The organism is Rhodococcus sp. NPDC060176 (genome assembly GCF_042728675.1).
Classification (GTDB): domain Bacteria; phylum Actinomycetota; class Actinomycetes; order Mycobacteriales; family Mycobacteriaceae; genus Rhodococcus_F.
Genome location: NZ_JBHWYS010000001.1, coordinates 260,476 through 279,032 on the forward strand (window position 1 = coordinate 260,476; position 18,557 = coordinate 279,032).

General features: G+C 62.4%; 20 protein-coding genes. 12 read left to right on the top strand and 8 right to left on the bottom strand.

Features of this window, described 5'->3' with window-relative positions:
* The first annotated feature begins 120 nt into the window (after positions 1-120).
* From ACFWEM_RS01185 to ACFWEM_RS01195, 3 genes are all read left to right on the top strand, one after another.
* Positions 121-1,269, top strand: coding sequence for a glutamate--cysteine ligase (locus ACFWEM_RS01185; RefSeq protein ID WP_378530385.1), 1,149 nt, complete (start codon positions 121-123; stop codon positions 1,267-1,269).
* Positions 1,270-1,514: 245 nt separating this feature from the next.
* Positions 1,515-1,892, top strand: coding sequence for a hypothetical protein (locus ACFWEM_RS01190; RefSeq protein WP_378530387.1), 378 nt, complete (start codon positions 1,515-1,517; stop codon positions 1,890-1,892).
* The gene (locus ACFWEM_RS01195; RefSeq protein WP_378530389.1) at positions 1,889-2,416 is read left to right on the top strand and encodes a CinA family protein; all 528 of its coding nucleotides are present in this window, start codon (positions 1,889-1,891) and stop codon (positions 2,414-2,416) included. The genes ACFWEM_RS01190 and ACFWEM_RS01195 overlap by 4 nt, the downstream gene beginning before the upstream one ends.
* Positions 2,417-2,715: 299 nt before the next feature.
* On the opposite strand, the gene ACFWEM_RS01200 is transcribed toward ACFWEM_RS01195, so the two are convergent.
* Both ACFWEM_RS01200 and ACFWEM_RS01205 read right to left on the bottom strand, forming a co-directional pair.
* Positions 2,716-3,567 (bottom strand): PHP domain-containing protein, encoded by an 852-nt coding sequence (locus tag ACFWEM_RS01200; RefSeq protein ID WP_378530391.1) that lies wholly within the window; start codon positions 3,565-3,567, stop codon positions 2,716-2,718.
* 37 nt (positions 3,568-3,604) lie between these two features.
* Entirely contained in the window at positions 3,605-4,303 is a 699-nt protein-coding gene (locus tag ACFWEM_RS01205) for a TetR/AcrR family transcriptional regulator (RefSeq protein ID WP_378530393.1), read from the bottom strand.
* Between the two features lie 219 nt (positions 4,304-4,522).
* Here ACFWEM_RS01205 and ACFWEM_RS01210 point away from each other — a divergent pair, with 219 nt between their 5' ends.
* Genes ACFWEM_RS01210 through ACFWEM_RS01220 form a run of 3 tightly spaced genes read left to right on the top strand, consistent with a single transcriptional unit; the run spans position 4,523 to position 8,024 of the window.
* Positions 4,523-5,893, top strand: a complete 1,371-nt coding sequence (locus tag ACFWEM_RS01210; RefSeq protein ID WP_378530395.1) for an MFS transporter — start codon at positions 4,523-4,525, stop codon at positions 5,891-5,893.
* A gap of 14 nt (positions 5,894-5,907) precedes the next feature.
* The gene (locus ACFWEM_RS01215; RefSeq protein ID WP_378530399.1) at positions 5,908-6,372 is read left to right on the top strand and encodes a MaoC family dehydratase; all 465 of its coding nucleotides are present in this window, start codon (positions 5,908-5,910) and stop codon (positions 6,370-6,372) included.
* A 14-nt stretch (positions 6,373-6,386) separates the two neighbouring features.
* A complete protein-coding gene (locus tag ACFWEM_RS01220) occupies positions 6,387-8,024 on the top strand; it encodes an AMP-binding protein (RefSeq protein WP_378532697.1) in 1,638 nt (545 codons plus the stop codon).
* 7 nt (positions 8,025-8,031) lie between these two features.
* On the opposite strand, the gene ACFWEM_RS01225 is transcribed toward ACFWEM_RS01220, so the two are convergent.
* The 3 genes from ACFWEM_RS01225 to ACFWEM_RS01235 form a co-directional block, all read right to left on the bottom strand.
* Complete coding sequence (locus ACFWEM_RS01225; protein ID WP_378530401.1) at positions 8,032-8,394, bottom strand: hypothetical protein; 363 nt, start codon at positions 8,392-8,394, stop codon at positions 8,032-8,034.
* Between the two features lie 101 nt (positions 8,395-8,495).
* Positions 8,496-8,933 (bottom strand): hypothetical protein, encoded by a 438-nt coding sequence (locus ACFWEM_RS01230; RefSeq protein WP_378530402.1) that lies wholly within the window; start codon positions 8,931-8,933, stop codon positions 8,496-8,498.
* Positions 8,930-9,655, bottom strand: coding sequence for a TetR/AcrR family transcriptional regulator (locus ACFWEM_RS01235; protein WP_378530405.1), 726 nt, complete (start codon positions 9,653-9,655; stop codon positions 8,930-8,932). Before ACFWEM_RS01235 ends, ACFWEM_RS01230 begins: the two co-directional genes overlap by 4 nt.
* A gap of 97 nt (positions 9,656-9,752) precedes the next feature.
* Here ACFWEM_RS01235 and ACFWEM_RS01240 point away from each other — a divergent pair, with 97 nt between their 5' ends.
* On the top strand, positions 9,753-10,130 hold the full coding sequence (locus ACFWEM_RS01240) for a VOC family protein (protein WP_378530407.1): 378 nt from the start codon (positions 9,753-9,755) through the stop codon (positions 10,128-10,130).
* Here the strand turns inward: ACFWEM_RS01240 and ACFWEM_RS01245 are convergent.
* Positions 10,118-11,731, bottom strand: coding sequence for a helix-turn-helix domain-containing protein (locus ACFWEM_RS01245; RefSeq protein ID WP_378530409.1), 1,614 nt, complete (start codon positions 11,729-11,731; stop codon positions 10,118-10,120). The genes ACFWEM_RS01240 and ACFWEM_RS01245 overlap by 13 nt on opposite strands.
* 107 nt (positions 11,732-11,838) lie before the next feature.
* On the opposite strand from ACFWEM_RS01245, the gene fepB reads away from it, so the two are divergent.
* Genes fepB through ACFWEM_RS01270 form a run of 5 tightly spaced genes read left to right on the top strand, consistent with a single transcriptional unit; the run spans position 11,839 to position 16,678 of the window.
* Positions 11,839-12,852, top strand: coding sequence for a Fe2+-enterobactin ABC transporter substrate-binding protein (gene fepB / locus ACFWEM_RS01250; RefSeq protein ID WP_378530411.1), 1,014 nt, complete (start codon positions 11,839-11,841; stop codon positions 12,850-12,852).
* A complete protein-coding gene (locus ACFWEM_RS01255) occupies positions 12,845-13,903 on the top strand; it encodes a FecCD family ABC transporter permease (protein WP_378530413.1) in 1,059 nt (352 codons plus the stop codon). The genes fepB and ACFWEM_RS01255 overlap by 8 nt, the downstream gene beginning before the upstream one ends.
* 2 nt (positions 13,904-13,905) lie before the next feature.
* The gene (locus tag ACFWEM_RS01260) at positions 13,906-14,955 is read left to right on the top strand and encodes a FecCD family ABC transporter permease (protein WP_378532698.1); all 1,050 of its coding nucleotides are present in this window, start codon (positions 13,906-13,908) and stop codon (positions 14,953-14,955) included.
* Positions 14,956-14,980: 25 nt separating this feature from the next.
* Positions 14,981-15,799, top strand: a complete 819-nt coding sequence (locus ACFWEM_RS01265; protein ID WP_378530415.1) for an ABC transporter ATP-binding protein — start codon at positions 14,981-14,983, stop codon at positions 15,797-15,799.
* 21 nt (positions 15,800-15,820) lie between these two features.
* Entirely contained in the window at positions 15,821-16,678 is an 858-nt protein-coding gene (locus ACFWEM_RS01270; protein WP_378530417.1) for a siderophore-interacting protein, read from the top strand.
* A gap of 5 nt (positions 16,679-16,683) precedes the next feature.
* Here the strand turns inward: ACFWEM_RS01270 and ACFWEM_RS01275 are convergent, their stop codons facing one another.
* Together ACFWEM_RS01275 and ACFWEM_RS01280 are read right to left on the bottom strand one after the other, a co-directional pair.
* Positions 16,684-17,907: a winged helix DNA-binding domain-containing protein gene (locus ACFWEM_RS01275; RefSeq protein ID WP_378530419.1), complete on the bottom strand. Its 1,224-nt coding sequence runs from the start codon at positions 17,905-17,907 to the stop codon at positions 16,684-16,686.
* Positions 17,907-18,548, bottom strand: a complete 642-nt coding sequence (locus tag ACFWEM_RS01280; protein WP_378530421.1) for a histidine phosphatase family protein — start codon at positions 18,546-18,548, stop codon at positions 17,907-17,909. Before ACFWEM_RS01280 ends, ACFWEM_RS01275 begins: the two co-directional genes overlap by 1 nt.
* Positions 18,549-18,557 lie beyond the last annotated feature (9 nt).

Consider the following 18,557-nt stretch of genomic DNA (forward strand, 5'->3'; position numbering starts at 1 on the left):
GGCTCACAGGGCACTACCCGATCGGTGAGTGGGTGAAACCGATGGCGTAGTGCCGAAAGGCGAAGAAGGTCGTAGGCTCGAAGTACCGGATGTGGAGGAACACCGGTGCAAGGAAGTGCTATGAATGCGAAGCCGACTCCCGACCTGTTCTCCGTAGGTACGCCGACTCTCGGTGTGGAGGAAGAGTTCTTGCTCTGCGATCCGCAGACCGGGCATCCGAGTCTGCGCAACGTCGAAGTTGCGGCCGCCGGGCGAGAACTCGGTATCTCGCTGCAACTCGAACTCACGCGCTGTCAGGTGGAGACGTCCACGTCGATCGGAAACCATATTCGTGATCTTCGTGATCAACTCTGTGAATCTCGTGCCGTCACCGCCGATGCCGCTGCTCGCGTGGGTTGTCAGCTCATTGCAGTCGGGACGCCGTTCTTCGATCCGCCGGTCGACGAGATCACTCAGAAGTCGCGATATCAGCGGATGGCCGGACAGTTCGGTGCGATCACCGAAGGTGTGATGTGTGGCTGTCACATTCATGTGGGTGTGGAAGATCGAGAACGATCGGTCCAGATCGTCAATCATCTGCGCCCGTGGTTACCGACCTTGCTGGCGTTGACGGCGAACTCCCCGATCAGCAGTGGGCGCGATACCGGCTATGCGAGTTGGCGTTACGTTCTGTTCGGCAGATGGCCCAGTTCCGGCCCGCCGCCTTACTTCGAGTCCGTGGGGCACTACGAAGATGCTGTAGCCGCGATGCTGGAGACAGGGGTCATTCTCGATCCACACATGGTTTATTGGGACGTGCGGATGTCGGATCACCTTCCCACCGTGGAGATTCGGATCAGCGACGTGCCTGCCACCGTTGAGGAGACGCTGACTCTGGCCACGTTGGTCCAGGCTCTTGTCGGCACCGCATCCGCCGCGATCACCAAAGGTGAGGTGGCGCCCGCTGTGGATCATGAGTTACTCCGGGCGGCTTGCTGGCGGGCGGCACGCGACGGACTCGACGGGAGGTCGCTGGACGTGGAATCCGTGCGTTTACTGACCGCTCACCAGGCGGTTCGGCGATTGGTGGATCATGTCGAACCTGCTCTGACCGCATTCGGCGAGTTCGAGCAGGTCACGGCTTCCTTGGACAAGGTCTTCAGCAATGGAAACGGAGCGATCGTGCAGCGCCGACAACTCGCGCGTCGGTCACGTGTGGCTGATGTGATCGACGAGTGTGCCCGACGCACTTTCGAAGGATGCAGTTCGCAAGGGGGGAGTGAGCTGTAGGCAACAGGGACAGGCAACGGGGAGGCGTTGACTTCCAATTTTGTGCCGAGTTCACTGGAAATGAGAACTTGTCGACTCCCCTGTGCAGAAATCATCCCGTCTGTAGGCCGCGTCGCGAGTTGCATGATGGCGAAGGGTTAGTCATGAAAAACGAATCTGGCGAACGGGCGTCCGAAGAACCTCAGTCTGCGCGTGGAGCCCCGGGCTCCCGAGGCACAGGCTCGAATGAACCCGGAGGCGGTCCGGTGGATCGCCCTTCCGGCGCGTTCGGCGACGAGGAGACGATCTCGGGGGTAGAAGGAACCGAGACAACTCCCGCCGAGCCCACCGCATCCGAACCGGCCGTGCCGCCGTACGAGGGACGTCAGGAGGCCGCAAAGAAGTCGGCCTTCAAGGAGGCGGAGAGTTCTGGTGGACCGAATACGGGAGGGGCCGGCAAACCCGTCGTCGATTCGGGGCTCAAGGCACGACCGGCGGAAGAGACTCCTGGTGGACGAACTGCATCCCCTGCAGACGAGCAACCCGCCGCGGAGACGACTGAATCGGCTTCCAGCGAAAGCGGAGTGGGGCCGGCACATCAAACCGGCGTAGGGAGGAGCGAAGACAAGAGGGACAATATATGAGTGACGATCCACGCACGGAGCTTCCGTCGGACAACAACCTCGACGCGCTGTGCAGTCGGCTGGCTACCTTGGTCGAAGAGCGCGGCCTGACAGTCGCTACGGCGGAATCGCTGACTGCCGGGAATATCGCCGCGCACCTGGGGAAGGCGCCGAACGCCGGGTCTTGGTTTTGTGGTGGGATCGTCGCGTACACCAGAGCGGTCAAGCATTCCCTACTTCATGTTCCGGACGGGCCAGTGGTCTGTGAGGAGGCTGCCCGGGTCATGGCACACAGCACTGCCACGCTGATGGGCGCGACTTTGACGCTGGCCGTCACCGGCGAAGCCGGACCGGATACACAGGAGAACGATCCACCCGGAACTGTGTGGTTCGGGGTCGTGGACCACGGGACCGCTGAAACGGAGAAGCAGGTATTCTCAGGTGCCCCCGAAGCCATCCTGGGAGCAACTGTCGAGCACGCGATCCAACTACTTCTGCGTCACGCATCCGGTCGTCACACGCCGAGTACGAGAGTTGTGAACTAGTCGAGTGTTCAACTCTTCGAACGGTTCTTCTTGTGACGACCCGTGTGTTTCGCAGGTGCCTGCGCGGTTGGAACCAGGTGACCGTCGGCTGTGTATTTTTCGACTACGAGGTTCTTGCTGACTCCTCGGTTGGCATCCACTGCGCAAGTGATTGCTTCCGTGTCGGAGTTGAAAGGTTCCTCGGTCGAAGAGCCGTCGGGCATCGTGATCTTGTACCGATCCATACATCGACTATTGCGGGTTGATTCGCCTCCGACAACCCGAGCTCACGGAAATGCCGGTCTGGCGGATCCTGCGGATCAGCGAGTCCAATAGTCTTCGGGCCTTTTACCTGAACGGAATCCGTAGTGCTCGAGCATTGCTGTCGCTTCTGGGAAGTTGGCTGCCAGAGCTTCGGGCACATGGGCATCGCTTCCGAATGTCACCGCTTTGCCTCCCTCCTCGCTCCACCACTGGGGTATCCAAGGCCACAGCCGACGGGTATTCATCTCGAGAGCTCGGCCGCTGTCGGCGATGGCGCGCATGGCATTTCGGAATCCGTCCTCGAATCGGCGGGGATCGAAAGGTCCGGCGCTTTCGGTCGGCCATGCGCGCACCGCGTAGTCGATGTGGGTGAACACTTCGAAGACGCGGGAATCAGCGACCATGCGCGGAATCTCTTCCAGGTACGCCCACATGACCTCGTCAGCGCCCCAAATTCGGAACAGAGTGTTCGGTTCACTCCGATCTTCGCCGATTTCTAGCGTGTGCAAGGAACCCACTACTCGGTCGATCCCGTCGAGATCGAGAAATTGCGACGCGTGCGCTTCGTGCAGGTGGGGTTGTCCGAACTCGACTCCGGTGAGTATCCGCAATTCAGGAAAACGGTGTCGGCATCGTTCGATGCTGTCGAGATAGCCGTCGACGTCGAGGACCCGTGCGTGAACGTAGCCGTCAGCGGTGAGGAGGTGACGTTGGTGGGGCATCAGGTCAGCGGCGTTTGTACGCCAGCGGTCGTCGAAGTCGAGATGCTCGGTGAACACCAACGCCGGCAATCCGATTGCTTCGGCACGCGCGCAAGTCTGTTGCATTCGCCCGGCCGCGTCGGACTGTGGGCCGCCGGTGTCCCACGACCACTCGCTGTGAACATGACTGTCCGCGGGTAGATGCATGTTCAGTTCGTACCAGAGCCCGGGAGTTCTGGTGTGATTACAGTTCGGACTGGCGTACGAAGTCGCTCTGTGCGTGGGTGCCCCAAATTTCGGAGGACTGAGTCTCGGGTTCGCTGTCCAGCTTTCGAACGTCGTGAATGAACTCCGCACCGCGCAGTTCGTCGGACGGAACCGACAGAAGCTTGCACGTGGTGCTGACGAAGAATCGCTGGACATCTTCCAACTCGAGACGCCCACCGGGCCGGTACCAGTGCGCGACCCCGGTGCACATCTCGAGTATCGCGAGTCGGCTCAATGCAAGATCTTCTATGTCGAAGGCACCCACGCGTTGGCCGCGTTCGAGGATCTGTCCGAATAGTTGCTCGTACTCGTCGCGCAGCGTCTGCAACTCGATGCGGTTGTCTCCGGTCAACCCGCGCATCTCGTACTCGGCGACGCGGGCGGTCAGTTGGTTGACGGCGGTAATGCCGACGTGTGACGACACCAGGCCGGCGAGCTGGACTACGGGGTCGGCGCTGCGGCGCATTGCCCGCTCTCCCGACTGCGTCAACTCGTCGAGGCACGAGCGAATGATCGAAGCCAACAGCGACTCTTTGCTGCCGACGTAGTGGTACAGCGTTGCCGAGTTGATGCCGGCTTCGGCTCCGAGTTCACGAATGCCGGTGGCGGCGAACCCTTTCGTCGCGAACAGCGTGACTGCCGCCCGTTGTACGCGCCCCAGGTCCATGATCCTCATTTCGATTGGTTGCCCAATCATGCTAGCATCGCCGCCGAAATCGACTGGTCGTCAATCAATTGATTGATAGCTACCTGTGTACTGGCAAATTGCAATTAAATTCATCAATCGATCGATTGAAAAAAGCTTGACTGTGCCCTGGGTCACTGCATAGTGTCCTAGTCGAGCCTCGCTCTCGGTGCGCGAGCTAACAGGGCACTCCATACAAGGAGCAATGACATGAACGACGCGAATCCTCCATCTCCCGCAACTGTCGACAGGCCTGCCCTGCGGCGGGTGGCCGGATCAGTTCTGGTCGGTACCACGATCGAGTGGTACGACTTTCAGATCTACGGTGCCTCCGCCGCTTTGGTCTTTGCGCCGCTGTTCTTTTCGGGCGCAGATCCTGCGCTCGCGACGATTCTCTCCTTCGCCACCTTCGCGGTCGGCTTCCTGGCGCGGCCGCTCGGTGGCGTTGTGATGGGCCACTTCGGGGACCGAATCGGACGCAAGAAGGTCTTGGTTCTTGCACTTCTTCTGATGGGAGCCGCGACGTTCCTGGTCGGTGTCCTTCCGACGTCCAACCAGATCGGTGTGTGGGCCCCGATTCTTCTCGTATTGCTGAGGCTGATCCAAGGCTTCGGTGTCGGCGGTGAGTGGGGCGGCGCAGTTCTGACTGCTGTGGAATACGCGCCGAAGAATCGCCGAGGCTTCTACGGCAGCATGCCGCAGGTCGGTGTGCCGGCCGGTCTGCTGCTGGCAACGGCCGTCATGTTCGGCACCAAGGCGCTCACCGGAGACCAATTCCTGGTGTGGGGGTGGAGAATTCCCTTCCTGCTCAGTATCGCGTTGGTCGCCGTGGGACTTTACATTCGCACCGCGTTGGAAGAGACTCCCGCATTCGCTCGCGTGAAGCAACAGAACACTGCGGTCAAGATTCCGATGGTCGACGCGTTCAAGAACTATCCTCGTCAGATCATTCTTGCCGCAGGTTCGATGATCAGCACAGGCGCTTACTTCTACATCCTCAACACGTACAGCCTGACGTACGCCGACCAGTTCGATCTGCTGTCCGGAAACCTCATGCTCGGCGCGGTCATGGTGTCCGCACTCGTGGCGGTCATCTTCATTCCGATCTTCGGCCAGCTGTCCGAGAAATTCGGCCGACGCCGGATCCTGATGGTCGGCATCACCGGCATGGGTGTGTGGGTCTTTGTTGCCTTTGCCGCAATAGATACCGGCAACTTCTGGATCACCACCGGGGCACTGGCCGTCGGCGCCTTCATGCTCAGCATCTCCTACGGGCCGCAGGCGACGTTCATCGCCGAATTGTTCGACGCTCGGGTGCGGTACAGCGCGGCGTCCATCGCTTTTCAAATCGGTGTGCTCTTGGGTGGTGCAATCGCGCCGATGGTTGCCGCCATGTTGGTCCGCGCAACCGGGGGATCGTTTGCGGTCGCTGTGTATATCGCTGCCTTGTCGGTCATTTCGCTTATCAGCGTCTACTTCGTCCGTGACTCGGACCTCGACGAAGGAAGCCGCGACATGTACATCGATGACAACGGGGCCTATCTGCCGCCAGTCGATCAACGCTCCACGGTCGTCAACTAATAGAGGAAACTTCAATGATCACAAAGAGTTTCGAAGAGATCTCTGTCGGAGACATTGCGGTAACGGACCCGCGGGTCGTCACCGAAGACTATGTGCGAAGCTTCGCCGACCTCACTTGGGACCGTCATCCCCTTCATCTCGACCCCGACTATGCACAGCAAACACGCTTCGGTCGCCAGATCGCCCACGGCGCTCTCATGCTGTCCACTTTGCTCGGTCTCGTGGAGTTGGATCCTCGTTACCTCCAGTGCTTCTACGGACTTGACCAAGTCAGGTTCCACCGGCCGACGTACCTGGGTGACTCGGTGCACGCAGTGTCGGAAGTGCTGTCGGTCCGCCCTCGCTCGGACGGTGAGACCGCGATCGTGACGTCCAAGGGCTCACTCGTCAACCAAGATGGAGACCTTGTGTTCTCGGGCGACTTCTCCTTTCTGGTAGGCGCAACGCATTCGCTCGACCTCGAAGTGGGTGCTCGGTGAGCTCTCGGCCGAACTTGTCCTGGTGGCAGGACCTCGAGGCAGAACACTTCGAATGGTCTGTGCCAGAGCACTTCAACATCGCGCACGCATGTGTCGATGTACAGAATCCCGATGACCTGGCCCTCATCGTAGACACCGGTGGACACTGGGCACGGTACACATTCGGTGAAGTCGCTACGATGAGCCGAAAGTTCGCAACCGTGCTCGCGGATCTCGGCCTGGTCTCAGGCGATCGCGTCGGTGTGATGGTCCCACAGGGTATCGAGGTTCTCGCGACACATCTGGGCGCCTTCCGATCCGGAATGGTTACCGTTCCGCTCTCGGTCAAGTTCGGGTCCGACGCATTGGTGCATCGAATGCGTGACTCCGGTGCGAAAGTTCTTGTGGTCGAGAAGGACTGCTATGAAAGAGTTGCCGACGGAATCGGTGAGATCCCGGGTCTCGAAGCCGTCATCGTGGTCGGAAGGCTCGATCAGCTCTCCGATTCGATGCCCGTGCAAATCCTCGATTTCCACAGCATCGTCGACGATGCCGCAGAAAGTAGTGAACTGGTAGCCACGGGCCCCGATTCACATGCCATCATCATCTACACCTCGGGAACGACCGGGAATCCGAAAGGCGCGCTCCACGGGCACCGAATACTTTTGGCGCACATGCCTGGTATGCGGACGGCATTCGACAATGCGCCGCAGCGGGGAGACGTCTTCTGGACGCCTGCAGACTGGGCCTGGATCGGTGGTCTGTTCGACGTGCTGTTCCCCGCACTTGCGTTGGGGTGTCCCGTCGTTGCGACACCCGACAAATTCACGCCGGCGCGTGCGGTCGAGATTCTGAGCCGTCACAAGGTGACGGGCGCCTTCATTCCGCCCACTGCGCTCAAGCAGATGCGAAGCATCGGCGTCGACAAGACTGCTGCGCGTGGTATTCAGCTGCGGGCATTGGGAACTGGTGGTGAGGCACTCGGTGACGCCCTGCAAGCCTGGGTTGCAAGCACTCTCGGCGTAGCTGTCAACGAGTTCTACGGGCAGACGGAAATGAATCTGACCATCCGCACGTCGCGGTCGAAGTGGAGTCCCGCCAGCGGCTCGATGGGCCGCGCCTTCCCCGGCTTCGAAGTCACCCTCCTCGATCCGCTCGGCGAGCTGGTCGAGATTGGTGAGGTAGGCGAGATCTGTGTGAAGGCCGGCAATCCCGGACAGTTCCTCGGATATTGGAATCAGCCGTCGAAGACCGATGAAAAGGTGTACGACGGTTGGATTCACACCGGCGATCTGGGTCGGACTGATGACGCCGGGAACTTCTGGTACCAGGGACGTGCCGATGACGTCATTTCGTCCGCGGGGTACCGAATCGGCCCCGGAGAGATCGAAGAGTGCCTGCTCTCGCACGACGAGGTAGCCATGGCAGGCGTCATCGGTGTTCCGGATCCGTTGCGCGGCGAGGCGGTTCACGCTTTTGTCGTACTGTCCGAGGGATCGAACTCCTCGGAGGAGCTCCGTCAGGAGTTGCAGACCCACGTGAAAAGTCGCCTTGCTTTCTACCAGTACCCCAGGGAGATCACCTTCATCGACAGCTTGCCGCTCACGACTACCGGCAAGATCCTCCGACGTGAACTCCGAGTGTTGGCCACTGCCGCGAACGGACTTGGCTAGCAGAGGGCTACATGTTGGGTAGGACAACTACGAAGAACCAACCGCTCAGCGCAAGACCGATGAATCCGGTGAAGAGGCCGACTATCGCATCCCACGGCAGCTGGCGGGCATTCGAGAGCAGATGCCCGCCAGACTTCTTCGGGTGACGGCGGAGCGCGAAGATTCCTGTTGTAATCGCGCCGACGCCCAGCAGGATGCCGAAGCCGAAAGCCCAGAACAGGAGCACCGACAGTGCGCCGAGCATCTCCGATCTTTCACTCCAGCGCGCGACGCGCTGTGTTTCGGTCGGGGGAGGCCACTTGTGAGAAGGCGTCAGCGCTGCTCCGAAACGGCGGGTGCGGCGACGGATCGACTGGTCGCTGAGAAACATTCTTCACCACCGCAGGAGTTGAGTTGATGAGCTCGGTCGATGAGCCGTTGGTATCTACTCGTCTACCCCGTCTTGGCGGATGTATGCCGCTGAATTTAGGGCTAGGTGGTTGGCGCTTCTTCCCAGGAGTTTCCGTTCCACACGATGGAGATGGGGTATTCGTTGTTGACGCCGTTTTCCCAGTAGTAGATGACGCCGTGGCGCTCCGATTCGAGTTCGATCCAGCCGATGCTGAATCCCCCACGGAGGACGCGTTGAGCCCGCCGGTCGATGTTGTCCAGCGAACTGCAGAGCCCTCGGACTCGGGAATCGATCCAGTCTGCAGAGGGGTCGGGGACGGTGATCTCCAAGATGCTCGCGTCGCTCAACGGAATCTCGATCAGAAGCTCACCGGAATCTCGTACCTCTCGGGTCGACCGATTCTTGTAGGCGTGCAACAGCTCTCGCGGCTCGTACAACGAGGGGTTGCCACCGGGCCGTCGAGACCAACCGAAGCGCAGCACGGACGTATTGTCTCCCACGAATTGCAGGAATGTCATTCGATGTGAACAAGGCCCTCCAGGGCGTCCAGGACCCGGTCCAGTCCGAACTCCCACGCCGCCTCGGGGCTGTACGGGGTGTTCTTGGCCTCGCCGGCCGCGCCGCCGACTCGCTGCGCCAACGGGAAGTCGTCGTCGAGGTAAGCGGCCAGACGCTGGTTCCAGGACGACCACACCTCGGCCATGTCGGCTGCTCGAGGGTCGGGGCGACGCGCTTGCGCCGAGGATCGGGCGAAGTCGGCCACGAATGTCAGGGCGGAGTCCCGGTCGATGTCGGTCAGTCCCGTGTCGTCGAAGGCATGAAGTTCGTGGTCGTATTTCGCGATCGTGCCCGGTCCTAACGCGGCGCGCTGGTCGGCGATGTCGAGGAGCCACCAATGCTCCGAATAGAGGGCAAGTTCTTCCTCGGCGACCCGGCGCACCCGTTGGCGCCAGGTCATGCTTCCGTACGGCAGGCGGGGGCTGGTTCCGTGCACGGCGTCGACCATCAGCACCAGCAGATCGTCGCGGGATCCGATGTGGGTGTACAGCGCCATCCCCGAGATGCCGAGGTCGGTGGCGAGGCGACGCACGGTCACGGCATCGAGCCCCTCGGTATCTGCGAGGGCGAGCGCAGCGTCGACTGCCTGTGAGGTCGTGACCTTCGCCCGCGGGCCGCGGGCGCCACCCTTCGGCGCGAGGGGGTGATCGCGCCAGAGTAGGTCGATCAGTTCGCGTGCCATCAGTCGTCTCCAAGAATCGGGAATACCTCAACCGTGGTATACCTTATACGGTGCATACTGTATGCACTGCACAAGGTTTATGATCATGGAGGCCACGATGAAAATCACCAGCACTGCTCTGTCCTTGAACGTTGCCGACACCGACGCGTCGGCGGGCTTTGCGAAAACCCATTTCGGTTTCACCGAGGCCATGGCCGACGACGGCTTCATTTCCCTGAATCATCCGGATGCAGGGGTCAACGTGGTCTTCCTGCGCACCGGCCTCGGGACGTTCAAGCCCGACTTCGTCGCAGGTCCGGCCGGTCGGGGCATGCTCGTCGCATTCGTGGTCGATGACCTCGACGCCGAGTTCTCCCGAATCGCCGCCGAAGGTGCCTCCGTCGTCACCGAGCCGGAGACCGAACCGTGGGGCGAGCGCTACTGCCAGTTCGTCGACCCCAACGGAATCGTGTGGCAACTCGTTCAGTGGGTGTGAACCCGAGTGTTCGGCTCGGCGGCGCGCGGCTCCGAACGCAACCAGAGGGCGCGTTCGACGGACTGAGCTTGGAAACGCTGCGGTGAGATCCCATGCGCAGTGCGAAACGCGCGGCTGAATGCGGACAGGTGCGCGTAACCCAGGTTTCTCGACACCGTGCCGGGTGCAATCCCGAGTTGCAGTTGGGTGCGCGCCTGGGTCATCCGGGAAAGGGAGCGCCATTGCGGATACGTGGAGCCGGTCTCGGTCCGGAACTCCCGGCGCAGACGGGCCGCGTCCGTGCCGAACTCCTGCGCCCACTCGTCCAGTGTGCGAGGGTCGGCCGGCCGGGCGGCGATTGTCGCTGCCAGTCGCGTGGCAATCGAATCGGCGACGGATTCGTTCGAAACCGATTGCGCGAGAGGGCCGGTGGCGATGATGTCGAACACCGCGTTGCCGTCGTGGCCACGTGGCCGCAAGGGCGTGTACGCGGCGACGAATGTGTGCAACAGGGCCAATTCGTGTTCGCGGGAGAACTGGACTGTCTCGAGGGCGTCGGCAGTAACGGTCGACCCGTTCGAGGCGCGGAAGCCGAGCGGTAGCAGCAGTGAACCCATCGGAACTGTGACGGTATTGCGGACGCCTGCAGGCAGGATCATTGCCTCGCCGGTGCGCAGTTCCCAGCTGCAATCGGCGACATCCACCCGAGCTTCGCCTCGGTAGACCCACACTGCGACGTGGGCGCCGTTGACGCGCGGCCACGTCGCGTTGGCCGGGATCGGCGGCGCGGTGTCCCCGGATTGTCCGGGCTGTGCGAGCATGCGGACCAATGCCTGGTCATTGTCTGTGCGCGCACTTCGATCGGTTGGGCGGGAGCGGGTCCGTCGACGATAGTCGCTCGGGCTCTCTCCTAACTGGGCTCGGAACGCGCGAGTGAATCCGCTGCCCGTTTCGAAGCCGACTTCGTTTGCTATCCAACCGATCTCGCGGTCCTGCTTCAGATACTCCAACGAGGCGGCGATCCGCGCTCGAAGCCGCCAGCGAGTGAAGGTGAGGCCGGTCTCCTCCACGAAATACCGCTGGAGCGTTCGAGTGCTGATCCCGGCGCGCTTCGCGAACTGTCCCTCGGTGTCGTCGGCGCCAGGTGTTCGCAACAGGGCGTGCGCGATCTCGAACGCTTCCCGTGACTGCGGCAGTCGCGGCAGCGACGTGCATCCGTCGTCCGCCCGGGCGATCATTTCGAACAGAGACGTCGGCCTTTCCGCGTCTCCGCGCAGATAGCCCAGGTTGTGAACGAACTCGTGGATCAGTCTGTCTTCCCACCCCGGCGGCACGCGCAGGCGAGTCACGGCCGTTGGTCCGTCGGTGACGCCGTCCGAGGGTGGAAGCAGGATGGGGAACGCGACGGAATTCGAATCCGTCTCCATCGCGTATCGCACGCCGGCCGGGATCCACAGCAATTCGCCTGCCGGTATCTCGTGGACGGCCGATCCGGCTCTGACGCGTCCGCTGCCTGCAAGAACCCAGAACAAGAGTGGTGAGCGGCCGGTGCTGAGTTCGGTGCTGCCGGCGCGGATCGGCCCCAAGTCGACCTTGTCCGACCCTCCCGATAGTGGTAACACGTTGGCGCTCCTGGACAACCCTTGCTACTTAAGTATGGCTAACTTTACCTCTCGGTCGGTCTGCGTTCGCAGCGGCAACTCTCGTACCGTCAGAAAGCCACATACTCATGCGCAGATCTCTACGCCCGGCGGCGGCAATACTCGCCGCGGTCGTCGCCCTCGCTCTAGCCGGCTGCTCGAATTCGTCAGTTAGTGACACCGGAACCGAGGGCACCCAGAAAACCTCCGGGTCCACCGAGGGATGGCCGCGCACCGTCGAGCACGGTGGTCGCAGCACCGAGATCACCGCAAAGCCGACTCGGATCGTGTCCACCTCGCCGTCCTTGACCGGCACGCTGCTCGCGATCGGTGCACCGGTGGTCGCGAGTGCGGCAACAACGCCGTCGGGAATGACCGACAGTCAGGGATTCTTCTCTCAGTGGTCGGACGTGGCGGCTGATCGTGGCGTCGAGGTGCTCTACCGAAATCTCGAGCTGGACCTCGACGCGATCGAGACCTTCGAGCCCGATCTGATCATCGGGTCCGCCAACGGCGGCGACTCGACGCTCGACGCCTACGCACAGCTGAGCGATATCGCGCCCACCGTTCTTCTCGACTACGGCGCCAGCTCCTGGGAGGAGCTTGCGGCTCAGCTCGGGGCGGCGACCGGACTCGAGACCGAGGCCGACAAGACCGTCGACGAGTACGACAGCTGGGTGACCACGCAGGCCGGGAAGATCAAACTTCCCGAGCAGCCGGTGACGGCACTGGTCTACATGGGAGCCGACGGGGTCTGGACATTCCGAGCCGACAGCCCGCAGGGCAATCTGCTGACCTCGCTCGGCTTCACCTATGCCGAGCCCTCCGAACAGTTTGTCGCCCCGGACAAGCGGGGTGCCTCCGGCGTCGCGATCGTCAGCTCCGAGAACATGTCTGCCGCACTTGACGGTTCGCAGACGCTGTTTGCCGTCTCGATGGGCCCCAAGGACGTGGAGAAGCAACTCGCGGCCGACCCGCTCCTTGCGAATCAACCTGCGGTCAAGGGTGATCGGGTCTACACGATGGGAACTGCAGCTTTCCGTCTCGACTACTTCAGTGCGAAGCAGACAGTCGAGCTACTGGTGTCCACGTTCGGTGGATGATCGCGTGACCACTTCTGCGCAGTCCCAGATTGAAGCACCGCTGCGGTCTGGGACAGCCGCGCGTGCGGGGTTGTTGGTCGCCGCCTCCGTCGTCGTGATCGTGCTGGCATCCATCGGTGGACTCGTCCTCGGCTCTCGTAACATCCCGGCCTCCACTGTGATCGACGCAGTGCTTTCCTACGACGCCGGCAACAACGAGCACCTCATCGTGATCGAATCGCGGTTGCCTCGAACAATTCTCGGGCTTGTCGTCGGGGCCGCGCTCGGACTGGCCGGTGCGCTGATGCAGTCGATCACCCGCAACCCTCTGGCTGATCCGGGGTTGCTGGGGGTGAACGCCGGAGCGTCAGCGGCAGTTGTGATTGCGATTGCCTATCTGGGGGTGACCTCGGTCGGCGGTTATCTGTGGTTCGCGCTCGCCGGCGCGGCCATTGCCTCGGTAGGTGTGTACATGTTGGGGTCGGCGCATCGCAGCGCCGCGACCCCAGCGCGCATGGCGCTCGCCGGTGCCGCTGTGGCGACGGCGATCACGGCGCTCACCAGCATGGTTCTCATCAGCAACGAGGCCGCATTCAATCAGTTCCGTTTTTGGGCGGTCGGCTCGTTGCAGGGCCGCGGCGGCGACGTCGTCGTCACCATCCTGCCCTTCGTCATTGTCGGTATCACGTTGTCGTTGTTGCTGATTCGACCACTCAATGCGATCGCGCTAGGCGAGGACGTCGCCAAAGGGCTCGGCGCCCGCACCGGACCCGCCCGGATCGGGTCCGCTGTTGCAGTCATCCTGCTGGCGGGAGCCGCTACTGCGGCCGTAGGCCCGCTCGGCTTCGTGGGCCTCGCTGCGCCGCACATCGTGCGTGGCGTTGTCGGACCGGATCTGCGGTTACTTCTGCCGTGCGTGCTCGTCGTCGCGCCGGCGTTCCTGCTCTTGGCCGACGTTCTCGGCCGCGTTGCCGCCGCACCGGGAGACCTCCAGACGGGGATAGCAGTGGCTGTGCTCGGCGGCCCGTTGTTTGTCGCGCTCGTTCGCTCGCGGAGGGTGGCGTCGCTGTGAACATGATTGCAGCGCAGCCGGTCCCACCGCTGTTTCGCGGCTGGGTAGTTCGAATCGGGTCGGGGTCGTGGCGAATCGTCCCGCGAGTGCTGTTCGTAGCCATGACAATCAGTGCGGCACTGGCGGCACTCTCGTTTGCCACGCTGATGTACGGGACCCTGGACCTGTCGTTGGGTGAGGTGTGGCGCGCCCTGCACGGCGAAGGCAGCGCGGCGGCGGTTCGGTCCGTCCAGAACCGCCGTCTGCCACGGCTGATCACGGCGATCGGGGTGGGCGGCAGCCTCGGTGTGGCGGGCGCAGTTTTTCAGACGCTTTCGCGCAACGTTCTCGGCTCGCCGGACATCATCGGTTTTACCACCGGCGCTGCGACAGCGGCGGTGGTCCAGATCGTGTTCTTCGGCGGCGGGGTACTGCAGACCGCGGGCGCCGCTGTTCTCGGCGGCATGCTGACCGCCTTGCTCGTGTACGCCCTGGCACGTAAAGAAGGGGTCAGCGGCGGCCTTCGCCTTGTCCTGGTCGGCATCGGAGTGGGCGCGATGCTGAGCGCCGTGATGTCTTTCCTGGTGGTGCGCGCGGATATCGACGACGCCACCGTGGTGCAGCAATGGACGGCCGGTTCGCTGACCGGGCGCGGTTGGCCGCACGCGGTCAGTGTTGCGATCGCCGTTGGTGTTCTCGTTCCCGCTCTCGTCGTGGTGTCCAGGCGCGTCACCATGATGGAGATGGGCGACGACGCAGCGTCTTCGCTCGGAATCTCCGTGGAGCGATACCGATTCGCCAGCATCCTGCTTGCGGTCGCGCTCACCGGAGCAGCGACAGCCGCCACCGGTCCCATCGCATTTGTTGCGCTCGCCGCTCCCCAGATCGCACGCCGGTTGGCACGGCGCAGCGGTGTTCTTGTCGCAACCTCCTTCCTGCTCGGCGCAGTTCTGTTGGCGGGCGCCGACTTGATCGCGCAAGCGGTCGAGGTCGGTCTCCGCACTCCGGTCGGTCTTGTCACCAGTCTGCTCGGCGGTGCCTATCTGATCTGGCTGCTCGCGCGTCAGGCCTGAAAAAACCTCGTTACGAAAGAGATTCATGACCACTTCGACATCAAGGCTGCGCGCTGAGAAGATCGAGCTTCGGTACGCCGATCGAACCATCGTGGACGAGTTGAGTCTCGAGATCCCCGACGGCGGGTTTACCGTGGTCGTCGGACCGAACGGGTGCGGCAAGTCGACATTGCTCCGAGCGCTCGGCAGAATGCTCACACCCCGATCGGGTCGGGTTGTGCTAGGCGGTAACGATATTCGGTCCTACCGCACCAAAGAAGTGGCCCGGCGGATCGCTCTGTTGCCGCAGTCCCCGCTTTCCCCCGGAGCGATCAGTGTCGCCGACCTCGTCTCCCGCGGCAGATATCCGTACCAGAGCATGATGCGCCAATGGTCACCCGAAGACGAGCGCGTTGTCTCCGAGGCGCTGACCGAGGTTGGAATGCGTGACGCAGCAGATCAATTGGTAGACGAGTTGAGCGGTGGGCAACGACAACGTGTGTGGATAGCGATGACACTCGCGCAGCGCACCCCGGTGTTGTTGCTCGACGAACCGACCACCTTTCTCGACATCGCCCATCAGATCGAAGTTCTCGACCTCTGTTCCCAACTTCACCAGTCCGGTCGAACATTGGTCGCGGTCCTGCACGACCTGAACCTCGCGGCCAGATATGCCACGCATGTGGTCGCGATGCGGTCCGGAAAAATCGTCATGCAGGGCGGTGCCTCGGAGGTCTTCACCCCCGAGTTGTTGCGCGAAGTGTTCGACCTCGAGGCTCTGGTTCTCGAAGATCCGGAAACCGGACGGCCACTGGTTGTTCCGCGAGATCGCCGACCTGTCACCCCGCTACCCGCCCAAAGCTGAAACCACGATCAGGAGAAAACGATGACCACCTCACCTAGACCTGAAGAATCCCGACCCGAAGAAACTGAAACCACTGCGTCGGCAAAAGCGCCACGCGGCGAAGACCATGACCGTGGCCTCAACGATGTGGTCGCCGTCGTCGAACGCGTCGAACGCCCGACCGAGAGTATCCTGCGCATCACGGTCCACTTGACCTCGTCGGCGGATGATCCGAATTGGTTGCGTCCCAACGTCGCATTCCGCATTCAGCTAGGTCCGCAGTACGGCGACATCTCTCGTGTCTACACGGTGCGCACTTTCGACGCGTCGAGTGGTTCGATGACCTTCGACGTCGTGCTGCACGGGCACACCAGCCCGATGATGAGGTGGGCCGACGAGCGCCGTGTGGGTGACTCGTTCTCGCTCACCGGTCCTCGCCCGCACTTCCTCGTTCCCGAGATCGCTGGTCGCCGCGTCGCGCTGTTCGCCGACGACACCGCAATACCCGCTCTCTATTCGATTCTGCTTCAGTGGCCCGAGGGCCTGACCGGCGTCGGCTGGGTCGCCACCGGTGACGCCGAGGCGTTCGCGGAACTGCCCGTGATCCCCGGTCTCGAATTGCACCACGTCGAGGAACGCCTCGCCGAGTATGCTCTCGAGCTCGAGAATCCAGGGGACTACGCGGTGTGGGGAGCCGGGGAGCGCGACGAGATGCGTGCTATCCGAGCGCATTTCCGAAAGATAGTCGGCCTGGCGAAGGATGACGTGGTTGTCTTCGGCTACTGGAAGCGCGGGGTCAGCACCACCGAGATCGATCAGAACCGACTTCGGAACTACACGAGCATCCTCGAAAGCGGCGGCACGCTTGCAGATATCGACGATCTGGCAATCGGGATCTGACGCCATCACCGGGCACTAGTGCCGGCGGGAGGTTCGGGAACGTCGTGCCTCATCGCCTGTGAGACGTAACCGGTGCCGATTCTGACGCCGCCCAGCCACTCGGTGAGGCGCGCCGCCTCGGCATCGAGAGAGCGTCGCGTAGACGCCGGCACGCTCTCGAGCAATTGAACGTGCACAACACCGGTTTCGTCTTGGATCCAGCACCCCACGACGCGACCGTCGACCCAAGCGGTGGCGCCGGCATTACCGCGGGTGTCGAAGAGTTGGTTGCGGTGCGGGCCGAGGTAGAAGTCACGGTTCTTCCACCCCATGACCGTCGGGTCGAGCACCGGTAGGAGTGCCACCCAAGGACCTGGATCAGGCACCGTGGCGACGTCATCGGGTAGCAACCAGCCGGTGTCGCCTCCGTCGAGTGAGACTGCAACGGCGTCGAGTTCGGCGAGGGCGGCCCGGACGACCGTCTTCGTCGAGCCCAGCCACCAGACGATGTCGTCTTCCGTTCCCGGTCCGAAGGTGTAGAGCCAGCGCCGGACTATTTCTCGGTATCCGTCCCCGGGTTTGAGGTCGACGGGTTTGAGGTCGGCAGATTCGAGGTCGGCGGGGGCGTCGTCGAGCCAGTGTCGAGTGAGGGTCCACAGTGGGCGTGAGACGGGGAAGCGGGCAGTGTTGGTGCCCCGCATGATGTCTGCGGTCGCCCCGAGGTGCGTGAGAACCCTGGGCGCCGACCAGAATTCACCTGCCGAGCCCTCGACCTTCACATCGATCATTGGCACTGCTTGGCGAACCTCGAGCGCTGAAAGCCCCTCAGGTGTACCGGTGAGCAGTGTCAATACCTCGGAGCGTGCTCGATCGAGCCACTCGTTGCCGTCGAGGGCGAGTCCGGCTTTGACCACATCCTTGGACATTCTGGCGCGCTCGGTGTTGGCGACGCGGGCGGACGCACTCGACCACGCGGCCGGCAGCAAGTCTCGGGGAAAGGTGAAGAGCGTGCGGCGCATGGCCAATTGCTTGACGACACTGCGTCGGTCGTACAAGGCGCGGTCGACATCGGCGGCATCTAAGGATCGAACCCTCGCCCAGCAAGACAGATAGACCGTCGCTGATTCGGTGGCGTGAAGCACCGTCATCGCCCGAGTCGCAGCTTCCGGAGAATCGACACGGAACGAGGGAGCAAGCGCATGACGTACGCCCATGCGTGCACGGCGTTCGTCGTCGGAGACATGGCGCATCAAGGCATCGTGCCACAGTCCAGGTGCGAGGTATCGGCTAGCTGTGCGAGAGTTCGATTGCGCCAGTAGTCGTCGTGCTGGAGATGAGTGATTGCACCCGGTGTGGTCGCGAAAGTCGCAAACCCTGCGGCTTCGATGGGGATCTGCAGCCAGGCGGAGACTACGAATGTGTGTGCAAAGCCGTGTGTTACGACAATATGATCATGGTCGAGATCGGTCATCAGTTCGCGGGTGCATTCGCCGACCCTCGATGCGATGTCGCGGCGAGTCTCGGCACCGGCAACGGGGCCACGGTGATCGAGGCGGTTGGTGTCGGGAGCCGGCACCTGGCGCTGGGCGAGCCACGAGTTCGGGCGTCCTTCGGCTTCTCCGAAGCTGATTTCGCGCAATCGTGAATCCGTTGTCACCGGAGTGCCGAGTGTCCGGGCAATAATCGTAGATGTCTCGGCGCAACGACGGAGGTCCGACGAGGTGATGCGGATCGGGCGCGAATTTCCTGTGCGTCGTCGCTTCAGGGCTGCCGCGATCAATTCTGCATCGCGCCGACCGGACGGGGTGAGAACCGAATTGTGCCAACCGCCGACGACGTCCTGCGCTGTGTGTTCGGCATGAGGATGAGTGACGACGTAAAGATCCTGCACGCGACCGCC